The sequence below is a fragment of the Rothia sp. P4278 genome, assembly GCF_048512945.1.
Classification (GTDB): Bacteria; Actinomycetota; Actinomycetes; order Actinomycetales; family Micrococcaceae; genus Rothia.
The window spans coordinates 890353-902410 of the sequence record NZ_JBLXXU010000001.1; the positions used below are offsets into that span (position 1 = coordinate 890353).

General features: G+C 56.2%; 10 protein-coding genes and 1 tRNA gene. All 11 read right to left on the reverse strand.

Translation table 11 applies throughout. The features are described from left to right. Nucleotides 1-65 precede the first annotated feature (65 nt). The 11 genes from ACN085_RS03960 to ACN085_RS04010 all read right to left on the reverse strand — a co-directional run bounded on the left by ACN085_RS03960 (nt 66) and on the right by ACN085_RS04010 (nt 12026). Entirely contained in the window at nt 66-1724 is a 1659-nt protein-coding gene (locus tag ACN085_RS03960) for an L-lactate permease (protein WP_419110675.1), read from the reverse strand. Between the two features lie 531 nt (nt 1725-2255). Then, complete coding sequence (locus ACN085_RS03965; RefSeq protein WP_419110676.1) at nt 2256-2567, reverse strand: hypothetical protein; 312 nt, start codon at nt 2565-2567, stop codon at nt 2256-2258. Nucleotides 2568-3445: 878 nt separating this feature from the next. Then, the gene (locus tag ACN085_RS03970; RefSeq protein ID WP_419110677.1) at nt 3446-3910 is read right to left on the reverse strand and encodes a hypothetical protein; all 465 of its coding nucleotides are present in this window, start codon (nt 3908-3910) and stop codon (nt 3446-3448) included. A 286-nt stretch (nt 3911-4196) separates the two neighbouring features. Further along, nucleotides 4197-4270 (reverse strand) — tRNA-Pro (locus ACN085_RS03975). A gap of 317 nt (nt 4271-4587) precedes the next feature. Continuing rightward, complete coding sequence (der, locus tag ACN085_RS03980) at nt 4588-6165, reverse strand: ribosome biogenesis GTPase Der (RefSeq protein WP_419105410.1); 1578 nt, start codon at nt 6163-6165, stop codon at nt 4588-4590. 85 nt (nt 6166-6250) lie between these two features. After that, nucleotides 6251-6922 (reverse strand): (d)CMP kinase, encoded by a 672-nt coding sequence (cmk, locus tag ACN085_RS03985; protein ID WP_419110678.1) that lies wholly within the window; start codon nt 6920-6922, stop codon nt 6251-6253. Between the two features lie 10 nt (nt 6923-6932). Next, nucleotides 6933-8054 (reverse strand): prephenate dehydrogenase, encoded by a 1122-nt coding sequence (locus ACN085_RS03990; RefSeq protein WP_419110679.1) that lies wholly within the window; start codon nt 8052-8054, stop codon nt 6933-6935. Further along, nucleotides 8054-9103 carry a pseudouridine synthase gene (locus ACN085_RS03995; RefSeq protein ID WP_419100013.1) on the reverse strand — a complete coding sequence of 350 codons (1050 nt, stop codon included), beginning with the start codon at nt 9101-9103 and terminating at the stop codon, nt 8054-8056. The genes ACN085_RS03990 and ACN085_RS03995 overlap by 1 nt, the downstream gene beginning before the upstream one ends. A 41-nt stretch (nt 9104-9144) precedes the next feature. Continuing rightward, complete coding sequence (gene scpB / locus ACN085_RS04000; protein WP_419105413.1) at nt 9145-9990, reverse strand: SMC-Scp complex subunit ScpB; 846 nt, start codon at nt 9988-9990, stop codon at nt 9145-9147. Further along, nucleotides 9983-10960, reverse strand: a complete 978-nt coding sequence (locus tag ACN085_RS04005) for a segregation and condensation protein A (protein WP_419110703.1) — start codon at nt 10958-10960, stop codon at nt 9983-9985. The genes scpB and ACN085_RS04005 overlap by 8 nt, the downstream gene beginning before the upstream one ends. A gap of 205 nt (nt 10961-11165) precedes the next feature. After that, nucleotides 11166-12026 carry a ParA family protein gene (locus ACN085_RS04010; RefSeq protein WP_419110680.1) on the reverse strand — a complete coding sequence of 287 codons (861 nt, stop codon included), beginning with the start codon at nt 12024-12026 and terminating at the stop codon, nt 11166-11168. Nucleotides 12027-12058: the final 32 nt, after the last annotated feature.

Genomic DNA, 12058 nt, shown 5'->3' on the forward strand with positions numbered 1-12058 from the left:
GGGCAGAAAAGAGCCCGCCCTCCTGGTCGGTGGGCGGGCTCTCTAGGCTCTAGGGCTTATGCTCATTAGGCTGCAGGCATGACCAGGGACAGGACATAAACCCAGATGCAGAGGATGAGTAGGAGGGCTAGGGAGAACTTGATGGCTGCGTTGGTGATCTTTGACTCTTGACCGGACATGTTCACGGATGCGGCCGCAATAGCAATCGACTGCGGTGAGACAGCCTTGGCTGCTACGCCACCGGCAGTATTAGCGGCTACCAGCAGGCTGGGTGCGGCACCAATCTGAGTGGCAGTGGTGGCCTGAAGCCCAGCAAAGAGAGTGTTGTTATTGACCACAGAACCGGTAACAAATACGCCGATCCAGCCGATGACGGGTGAGAGCAGCGGGAAGATTGAACCGGCAGCGGCCAGAGCTAGCGCCAGGGCTGAGGACATGCCGCCAAAATTCATAACGTTTGCAACGGCCATGACCAGGCAGATCAAGAGGATGGGCTGCCAGAGCTGCTTCCAGGCTCCACCGAGCTCTTCAAAGGCCGCAGACCAGGAGATGTTGGAGAGAGCGATAGTAATCAGCGCTGCGATCAAGATAGCTGTGCCGGAAGCGCCCAGGAGGTTCCAGCTCCATACCGCCTTCATGGGGGTTTCTTGGGCCACGATGGGAGCGACTTGGGCGATCTGACCGTGGAGGGCAGGCATCTGAAGCGGGATAGTGGTGAAGTTCAGTGCGCCAGCTGCAGCATCAGCGGTCTTGGCCTTGACCAGCCCCTTGATGAGCGGGGTTGACCAGAGCAGAATCATCATCGAAAGAATGATGAAGGGGCTCCATGCCTTGACGATGCCAGAGAAGGTAAACCCGGTTGAGTTTTTCCCCAGTTCTTCAAGGCTCGGTGCGCCGGGTTCGCGGTAGATGTGGGCAGGTTGCCATTTCATCATGACCAGCGCCAGGACGACAAGGCCCAGCAGGTAGGGAATGATGTCAACGAGTTCAGGGCCCAGAATCACCAGAACACCAGCCTGACTTGCAGAAACAAGCAGGCCAAGGCCCAGGGCTACCAGACCGGTTTCTTTAAGGCCCCGCAAGCCATCCAGCACCATCACCAGCAGGAGGGGAATGAAGATGGTAATTACTTGAAGCACCCAGACCATCATGCCGTTCAGGTCAGCCTGCGGAACACCGGATACGGTGGAGCCGGTCAGAACCGGAATACCGATAGCTCCGTAGGCACCGGAAGCTACATTGGATAGCAAGGCAACAAGACATGCCTTGACGGGGTCAAAGCCCAGGGTCACGAGCAGAGCTGCGCAGATAGCGATGGGGATGCCGAATCCGGCGGCGCCTTCTAAGAAGCCCCCAAAGCAGAAAGCGATCAGGAGGACCTGGATGCGCTGGTCAGCAGAGATAGCGGAGACTGAGCTACGAATGATTTCGAAGTTACCGGCGCGAACGGTAATGCGGTAGAGCCAGACTGCCATCAGAACGATCCAGCCGATGGGCCACATGCCGGAGAGGAAGCCGTAACCGATAGCGGAGATGGAGGCCGCAAAAGGCATACCGAAAACTAGTACGGCCAGCGCCACAGCCGATGCCAGAGAGATCAGGGCCGCGTGAAGGCCCTTGAGCTTGAAGACGGTGAGTCCCAGTAGGAAAGCGAGAATAGGGACGGATGCTAGGAGTGCTGAGAGTGCTTGATTGTTCAGTGGGTCATAGACCTGCTGCCACATGTGTATGGTTCCTTAGGTACGGGGCCTAGCCCCATGGTTGGTTTTGTGTGCTTTTTGCACGATTCCTCTTCTAAATTACCACTTAATCAAACATAAAAATTACATAAACAATGTGTGGGCTCACAGCCGTCTTAGGGTCAATAAACACTAAAGTCTACGACTGAGCTCTATCCCCGAGCAGACATGACGCTGTTCGTTTATTGCCCCTTGTCAGAGCTGCTTTGGGGTCTTTATGTCACAGCAGAGGTAAGGTTTTTTCCCTTTACACCCTAAGTCAGTGGACTTGCTTACATTTTTTCGCCCAGGCCTACCCCTCTATGTTTCAGTAGCCCGCCAATGTTGCCTCAGCCACTCCTGGCTGGTTTTCAGGCAGCAGAAGTCCCTGCCCAAGGTCTATCAGTCCGGTGCATTGCTGAACAGACAGGAGCAACCTGGTCAATTGCTGATTGGCACGTTCAGGATCACGAAAAACCTGATAGTTAAAATCTTTTAGAGGGGCAAATATATTTGCCCCTCTAAAAGACTTTATTATTACCACCATATACTAAGTTTGAACTCCAGCCCTTCTTCAGCCAGGATCTCCGCTAGTCTGATATATTCGCGGTCAATTTTTGCCCGAACTTTTTGTGATGAAAATGTAAAATCACCGTTTTCATCTTCCTTAAATTCTTTTTCGAAGTTTTCAGCCCACTCAATACACTGCTGATATATTTTTCTAGGAATTTTATTTATATATTCTTGAAATTCCTCATAGTTCGAGAATCCGTTACTGTGGTATATAGGCTCATTGAATGGAAAATATGTATGGTAGAAACTGAACTCCGGCAGATATTTTCTTTCCATGATGAGTTAGCACCTATGGTTATTTGTTGGATAGGAGGTAATGACCTTTTTGTTATTCATAGAAATCATGACAGTCGGGTTGATTGTCTTTTTCTTGACCGGCGCTCCGTTAATAACTTCATACACTTCAATTGGCCTAGTGTAGCAAGGTTTTTGGCTTGGTTTTTCTGCAGAGTAAGCGGGAGATTCTAAAGAGGCTTGGGTGGCTAAAACCATGTAATCATCCCAACAACCTTCGAACCCTCCCTGCTAACTTTCCCCTAGAGATTCACGCCTTTCCCTAATATGTACATATCCACTATCTGAATCGCCACAATATAGGTTTATTTCCCCATCATTCTTTGATTTAAAAGTTCTAATTTTTTGTCCCCAAAGCCAGCATCACACAGGCCGATAGTTACCGGATTTAGATACACAGTTACTCCATTATCTATATCCGTCGCTGTTTCTCTTCAAGATTCACCCGATACCACTGTTTACCTTCAGGGGCTTTCAATAAGAATCTGCTATCCGTCGCCGGGAGGTTGACGCTAGAAGCTCATCTTCAGTCAATATTCTCTTCACTGAGATAAGCCGCAGGAGCCGCCCTCTTCGGCCATCCCTGTAACAAGAATACCTGTAGCATTACCTGCTAAAATTTTCCTCAATATATACATAACTTCCTTTCCTTCTAGGACTCCCTTGCCCTAGCGATTGGCTGTGTAATTTATATCATAATAAGAGTAAATACAAGAATCAACTGAATACCTAATAATTTATTGCATCAAGGGAAGCCAGCCAACCTCAAGGCCCCTTATGAATGTCGAATCTCTGCCCTCAAGGCTCGGCCCATTCACCCCGTCAGGAATGGGGGTCAATTTCATACACAGGAGGTGACGCTAGAGCCGAACTAGGGTTCGCCGGGGTTCAGAGGCCTCCACGACCATGTCATCAAGAGTCCGCGCCAGACTTGTCGCTCGGATCCCCGGTCTAAAAACGGTGCTGTCAGTGGGCAGGTGCAGCTCACCGTGATGGACGGTAAAGTCCCGCACCCGGGTGCGGTAGGGGCTGTAGATGTGCACGCTTGCTGGGATACTAGCCAGAGGCAGTCCGTGGAGTAAAGCCGCAGTCTCGTGGCTGAAAATTATCCCCTGGTTCTGTAGGGCCAGAGCAAGCACTCGGGCCAGGTAGCCTTGCTCACCGGTGAGTTCCTCCCAGTCGCGCCGGTGCATGTAAGTGCCCCGGGTTACCCGGCTATAGCACCCCCGTGCAATGGCTCTTTCCAGCTGGTAGCGGCTACTATAGCGGGCGCTCAGTTCACGAATGGTCAGTAGTTTTTGAGCGAGAGTTTCTAGCTGTGTCATGGCATCAAGCTAGCAAGAGCCGCTATGACTGATCGCTTCATCCATGCCTGTGGATTGGGTGAGGCAGGCTTCTACCCCTCGATTCCCTAGAAAGATAGGGGGATGCCTGAGAAGAAGGCATCCGTAAGTGGTGAAGAAGGTAGGCTCTGTGACCTAGCAGTCCACAGCCAAAGAATGTGATGGGTTTTTGGTGGAAGATGGCACATACAGGGCGCATGGCTTGAAAAGTAGGCACAAAAAAGCCCCGGTTACTAGGTGTCTATCCTAGTAACCGGGGCTTTGTCTGTCGGGTTGACAGGATTTGAACCTGCGACCCCTTGACCCCCAGTCAAGTGCGCTACCAAGCTGCGCCACAACCCGATTGTCTCTGGTGAATCTTTCGATTCTCCCGAGCACTCAGATAACTATACACAAGATTATTTATCAGCGCAAAATCGAAGAAGCTCTTTGTGCCCATATTTTCGGTGTTATACATCACCCCAGGTTCTGCTGGTGCTTGCTACTGGTCAGCGACCGTGCCCATAGCATGTAGCTTCATATACCAGGCGACCAGAAACTAAGCGCAAGAGTCCTCAGACTTTGCCTGCCTCTCCCCCGCACACAAGGACGCCGGTGGCTGGAACCGCTGGCGGCCAGCTACCGGCGTCCTTGCATATAGACCAGGGAGGGCTCCCTCCCTAGCGGCGGCTCCCCTTAGCGGACTTACCGCTCTGGCGCTCCCCTAGACTGCGACGCTCACGCACACGCATGGTGATATCAATCGGTGTACCGGTGAAATCAAAGGTCTCGCGCAGACGGCGAACAATGAAACGGCGGTAGCCCGGGTCCAAGAAACCCGTGGTAAAGAGCACGAACTTGGGCGGGCGGGACGATACCTGGGTGCCGAAGAGAATGCGGGGCTGCTTACCGCCACGCAGAGGGTGCGGGTGGGCCGCAACAATCTCGCCCAGGAAGGCGTTGAGCTTACCGGTGGGAATACGGGAGTCCCAGGACTCCAATGAGCGCTCCAGGGCTGGCACCAGCTTGTCCTTATGCCAACCGGTCCTGGCGGAGATATTCACGCGCGGTGCCCAAGTCACGTGGGCTAGGTCGCGGTCAATTTCGCGTTCCAGCATTTCCCGGCGGTCCTCATCGAGAGTGTCCCACTTGTTGAAGGCCAGCACCATAGCGCGACCAGCATCAACGGCCATCTGGATAATACGGACGTCCTGTTCCGAGATAGGTTCTGAGACATCGAGCAGGACAACAGCAACCTCAGCGCGCTCAATAGCGGTCTGGGTGCGCAGGGATGCGTAGAAGTCAGCCCCCTTAGCCATGTGGACGCGGCGGCGAATACCGGCGGTATCCACAAAGCGCCAGGGGCGGCCACCTAGCTCAACGATTTCGTCAACAGGATCTCGGGTGGTACCGGCCAGGTCGTTAACCACGGCACGTTCCTCGCCAGCCAGCTTATTCAACAGGGAGGACTTGCCCACATTGGGTCGGCCGATCAGTGCAATACGTCGAGGGCCCCCCAGAGCTTCAGGCTCAGCGTACTGAGAATGCTCGGGCATGACCTCAAGCAGGGCATCCAGCAGGTCAGCTAGACCGCGCCCGTGCAAGCCAGAAACGGGATAGGGCTGGCCCATGCCCAGCGACCAGAGGTTGTGCACGTCGGGTTCCTGGTGGGCGTCGTCAATCTTGTTGGCAATCAGCAGAATGGGCTTATCCACGCGGCGGAGCATACGAACAATAGCTTCGTCGGTAGCTGAGATGCCGACCAGGGCATCAAGAACCAGCAAGACAACGTCAGCGTGAGCCACAGCGATTTCGGCCTGAGCCGCAACCTGAGCGTCAATGCCCTGAGCATCAGCTTCCCAACCACCGGTATCAACCAGAGTGAAGTCCTTACCGGACCATTCAGCCTTGTAGGAGACCCGGTCACGGGTTACGCCGGGCTTGTCCTCAACAACAGCTTCTCGGCGGCCCAGAATACGGTTGATAATGGTGGATTTGCCGACGTTGGGGCGGCCCACGATAGCTACGACGGGGTCAGCCTCACGGTCCTCGTCTTCATCGGCGTCAAAGCCCCAGGAGGCCAGCAGCTCCCGGTCTTCTTCATCCAGTGCGTAGTCTTCAAGACCGGCGAGCAGCGCTTCAGCGCGCTGGTTGGCGGTTTCATCGTCAATCTCAGCCAGGCGGTCTGATACATCATCAGCGCCGCCGGCTAGGAATTTAACCTCATAGTCGTCTTGGGGTGCGAGTTCTTCGCTCATAGGCGATACCTCCTGTGGTGGTTTCCGGCTAGCGCCGGTGCATTGGTTGATAAGTCTAGTTGATGGAGTGGCAGTAGCCAGTGGTTTAGCGGCCTAGTTGCTGGTCAACTGCGGAAATAACAGCAGCAACAGTCTCTTCAAAGTTCAGCTCGGAGGAATCCACCAGGGTGACGCCGGCAGCTGCCTGGGTAAAGCTGGTGACCTGTGCGTCCTTTGCGTCACGGGCCGAGACCTGTGCGGCTAATTGTTCTTTATTTTGGGTACCGCCAAGCTGAAGGCCCCGGCGGGCCAAACGAACTTCTTCGCTAGCGGTCAGCAGGATTCGAGCATGGGCCTCGGGAGCAACAACGGTGGTGATGTCACGGCCTTCTGCGACCATGCCAGCCGGTGCCTGGGCAATAAAACTTCGTTGCAGGTCAATCAGAATCTGGCGTACGTCCGGGTTTGAGGCAACGGCAGAAACCGCCTCGGAGATTCGTGGTTCACGGATAGCATCGCGTACATCAATACCAGCGACCTGGATCACTTCCTGATCGGGGCTGGTGCCCTGAAGGTAGGGGAAGGCACGGGCGGCAGCCACCAGGGCATCCGCATCTGAGGTGTCAACCTGCTGATCCAGGCAGTACCAGGTCAGGGCGCGGTACATGGCTCCGGTGTCAAGGTAGTCCAGGCCGTAGTGGCGGGCCACCGCCTTAGACACCGAAGATTTACCGGAGCCGGAAGGGCCGTCAATAGCAATAACGAGCTTCTCAGTCATGTGTTCTCCTTTATGTGACGACTTTCCAGCCGCGGCTGGTGAGGTCTTCAATCAGTTTTTCGTGTTCGTTGGGGTTGACCGATAGCTCAGCCATACCCACCTGAGCGCCGGGTGAATGTTCCAATCTGAGGTCTTCCAGGTTGACACCCAGTTCCCCGATCTCAGCCAGTAGCCGGGCAAGGGTACCTGGGGTGTCATCTACCAGCACGGTGAGCTGGGCAAAAGCGCCGGGTGATCCCCCGTGCTTACCCGGAATACGGGCAACGCCGTGGTTGCCTTCGCTGATCAGCTGGGCAATATCGAGGCGTGAGCCTGGCTCGGTGGGAGCTTCAAGAGTGGCAATCAGTCGCTCCAGGTCTTCTCGCACACCGTAGAGGCTCTGGACGACAGGTTGGGCGTTGGCCGCAAGAATCTGCACCCACAGGCCGGGATCGGAGGCCGCAATACGGGTGGTGTCCCTCAAGCCTTGACCAGCCAGCCCCAGGGCGTAGAGCGGGGTATCTTGTAAGCGGGAAGCTAGCAGTGAGGACATCACCTGGGGCACGTGTGAAATGAGGGCGACGGTTTGGTCATGTTCTACCACGTCAAGATGGGTAATGGTAGAGCCCAGCTCGGTTGCCACCTGCTGGGCAAGCTTGACCAGTTCGGGGCGAACCAGCGGGTGCTCGCACAGAACCCAGGGGCGGGCAGAGAACAGCTCGCCACGGGCGGCCACCGGGCCGGACTTTTCACGCCCAGCCATGGGGTGGGTGCCCAGGTAACGGCTGGAATCGGCCTTAGATGCCAGGACCCGGTCCAAGATTTCAGACTTCACCGAGGCAATATCGATGACGAAAGCCTTGGGATAACGGTTCAGCGCAGAGATGACCAGTTCTGCGGTCACGTCCGGGGGCGCGGCCACCACCACCAGTTGGGGTTCAAGGTCAGAGCCGCTCCCCCGCTCTTGCCCTTCCAAGGAACGCAGGGAGAGCCCCGCTCCGATATCCTCGGCTACGGCTTCGGTTGTCGGCGAAATATCGCTGAGGTAGACCGTGTAGCCGTTCAGTCGCAGGCCCAAACCCACTGAGGCTCCCAGCAGACCGGTGCCGATGACCAGCACCGGCCCGTGCAGGTGAGAGTCAAAGCTACTCATTACATACCTACCGAAGCCAGCAGTTTGCCGATTTCAACCTTGGAGAGGTTGCGGACGGTACCTTGCTTCTGCGAGCCGATGTGGATAGGTCCCATTTCTACGCGCACCAGCTTCTCCACGGGGTAGCCCACCTGCTCGAACATGCGGCGGATAATACGGTTTTTACCGGAGTGAATGGTAACTTCCACCAGAACGTGTCCGGGGGTTGAGTCCACCAGCTTGAACTCGTCCACGCGGGTCACACCATCTTCAAGACGCAGACCCTTCTTCATGGCCGCACCGATACCGGGTTCCATGGGGCCCGGCACCTGAACCAGGTAGGTCTTGGGAACCTCGTAGGAGGGGTGGGTCAGCCGGTTAGCCAGTTCACCGTCGTTGGTCAGCAAGAGCAGGCCCTCGGTTTCAACGTCCAGGCGGCCCACGTGGAAGACGCGTTCGGTCATGGAGGAACGCAAGAAGTTGCTGATGTTGGGGCGACCATCGGGATCATCCATAGCGGAGACGACGCCGGAGGGCTTATTTAGCACCATGTAGACCAGCTTGTCGTTGGTCTGAATTGTCATACCGTCAACCTGAATGGTCACAGCATCGGGGTTAACACGAACGCCCAGCTCGGTCACCGGTATATCGTCAACGGTGACGCGGCCTTCTTCAATCATTTCTTCGCACACGCGGCGGGAAGCGACACCGGCCTGAGCCATGACCTTTTGCAGGCGTACGCCCTCGTGGTCGTAGAAGGGGTAGTGATCTACGGGTGCGTTCTTGGGGCGACGGGGGCGGTGGGGGCCAAAGTTTTTGGTGCCACGATTAGCCGGGCGGAATTCGCCCATTTCCTTGGCGAAGGGGGTACCTGAACGGAACTTGGGGCCTTTGCCGGTTCCTGCCTTGCGGGGGCCACCGGGCGCACCGGGCTTAGCGCCACGGGCGTTCTTAGCACCAAAGCCTTTTTTACCGGCTGCCTTGCCTTTACCTGTACCCGGGCGGCCCGCGCCGGGACGAGCGCCGCGTGAATTTGAGTTACCACGTGATGAATTATGTCCGTATGCCATCGTCTTGTATCTTCTTTCTGTCGTGTTCTGTCTTCGCCGTTTTAGCCGGCGTTTAGGTCAATGTTGTGGTGGTCGTTTACCTCTGCCGGGTCCGGCAGATAGGGGGCTAGGGCCGGGAGCTCATCGAGCGAGTTAAGCCCCAGTTTTTCAAGCAGGGTGTCGGTGGTGATGTACTGGGTAGCTCCGGTTTCGTCGGGTACTGTTTCGGCGATTAGGCCGCGGTGGAGCAGGTTGCGCACCGCCGCATCGACCGATACCCCTCGTACCTGAGCAAGATAGGAGCGGGTTGCCGGTTGCTGGTAGGCAATCACAGCTAGGGTCTCTAGGGCCGCCCTGGTGAGTTTGGTGCTCTGGGCACCCACCACGAAGCGCCCCACCCAGGGGGAAAAGTCCTGCCGGGAGTAGAGCCGCCAGCCCCCACCCACCTGGCGCAGCTCAAAGCCGCGTGGCTCGTGGACGGTTGTCCCATCGTCGTAACCCTTGTATTCGCGGTCCAGCTCATCGAGGGCTGTTTCCACGGCTCGTTCGGAGACGATCAGTGCGGCGGAAAACTCTCGCACGCTCACCGGCACATCGGCGACCGCCAAAATCGCTTCGATAGCCGCTTTGATGCCTCCGGGTTGGAGTTCCACCCGTGAGAAACCATCGGACGAAGCAGCCAGGACGGGTTCTTGCCGGCTTTTCCTTCTAGGGTTTGGGCTAGCTGTCTGCGGCGGTAAGGCTTCTTGGTCTTGGGGGGCTTCGGGGGTGGGAGTTTCCTCCCCTTGGACCTTATCCGCATCTGTTGTACCCTCAGCAGACTCGGGTGTGCTCTCCCCCGGGTCAAAGCTCCACGAGCCTGAGGTCAGGAGCCTCAGGTCATCATCGGTAAAGTCTGCACTACCCACGGTCTAACTCCTTCCCATCAGCTGTTTGGCTACCACATTCTGTACCGGCTAATTCTGTGCCGTCATTTTCTGTGCCGTCATTCTCTGTGCCGTTATTTTCTGTGCCGTTATTTTCTGTGCCGTCATTTTCTGTACTGTGGTTTTCAGCGCTGTCATTTTCTGGCTGGAGTTCCAGATATATAGGCCCCAGTGTTTCGGTCTGCTCTACCTCTAGCACCCCCTCCTTGTAGAGCTCCAGCACCGCAAGAAAACGCACCACCACAATCTCTACAGATGCGGTATCACGGCACAGGTCAGTAAAGCTGATAGCTCCACCGGCTTGCCTCAGCCGCTCCAGAATCAGCGCTTCTTCCGCCGCAATAGTTGTTGCGGGCCGGTAGATATGATCGGTCTGTACCGTCTCCGGGAGCGGTTCTTGTTCTTGCCCCTTATCCAGCCGTAGGGCGCCGGCCGCAATACGGGCAAACTCCTCAGGGGTCAGGTCAAAAACAAGCTCCGGCAGTACCTTGGAGAACTTGGGTTCAAGGGTCACGGTACGGGCAAAACGCTGGGCTTCACCCGAGAATTTTTCATCGAGCACCGCGGCTACCTCGCGGTAGGCGCGGTACTGAAGTAGACGAGCAAAGAGGAGGTCGCGGGCTTCTAAGAGTTCCGGGCTGGCCGCGAGCACGCGTTCGGGCTGCGGGAGTAACCGGGCTGTTTTAAGTTCAAGCAGGGTTGCCGCTGTTACCAAGAATTCACTGGCGGTATTAAGGGCAGCGTCACTGCCACTCTCAAAAGCGCTGTGAATGTAGTTGAGAAATTCGTCGGTGACCCGAGCTAGAGCGATGTCGGTAATATCCAGCTTGCGCCGGGAGATCAGGGTGAGTAGAAGGTCAAAAGGGCCTTCAAAGTTGCTCAGAGCCAGGGTAAAGGGCTCGGGGGGCCGAACCTGCGCAGGAGCGCTAGGGGCCTCTTGTGTCGGTACCATCACGGCAGCGATTCTCCATCCTTGGGGTCAAACCAGGTGCGCTCTCAGCCCTGTGCGGGGTAGGGGGCACTCTTTCCATTGTCCCCTGCATGTTCCCGGCTTTCAAGGCCAGAGGGCAGAAAGTAGCCAAGGGCATAGAGAACGGGGCAGGTAGGGCTCATCGCCTAGCTTGTACCTACCCCGTTCTGTCCGCAGGTAACTCTGGTTAGGGTGCGCCGCCGCGGCTGATGAGCTCACGGGCAAGCTGACGGTAGGCCTCAGCGCCGGGGTGATTCGATGCGTAGGACAGAATAGGCTCAGCCGAAACGGTCGCATCGGGGAACTTAACGGTGCGCTTGATAACCGTATCAAAGACCCTATCGCCAAAGGCATCGATAATACGCGCCAGCACTTCTTTAGAGTGCAGGGTACGGGAATCGAACATGGTGGCTAGGACGCCATCAATTTCGAGCTTGGGGTTCAGGCGATCCTGAACCTTCTCAATCGAATCCACCAGCAGGGCCACCGCACGCAGGGCAAAGAACTCACAAATCAGAGGAATAATCACACCGTGGCTTGCGGTCAGGGCGTTGACCGTGAGCAGGCCCAGCGATGGTTGGCAGTCAATAAGAATGACGTCGTAGTCCTTCTCGACCTTGCGCAGTGCGCTGGCCAGTACCTGTTCACGAGCTACTTCGTTAACCAGCTGGACTTCTGCGGCTGAGAGGTCGATGTTAGCCGGTAGCAGGTCGATGTTCTCAAAGTCGGTGCTCTGGATAACGTCACGAATCTCAACCTTACGGTCCATCATGACGTTGTATACGGTCAGGTCTAGCTCGTGGGGGTTAGCCCCAAAGCCCGCTGAAAGTGCTCCCTGCGGGTCAAAATCAACCAGCAGAACCTTGCGCCCTACCTCGGCCAGGGCGGCGCCCAGGTTAATGGTGGAGGTAGTTTTACCCACACCACCCTTCTGGTTCACCATGGAGATAATACGGGCAGGCCCGTGGCTCGTCAGGGGCGCGGGATCCGGGTAGATGCGCAGGGGTCGGCCTGTGGGGCCAAGCTGCTCAGCTCCTGTTTCAGTCACTGTACGTCACCTTTTGCAGTTTGGTTATAAAA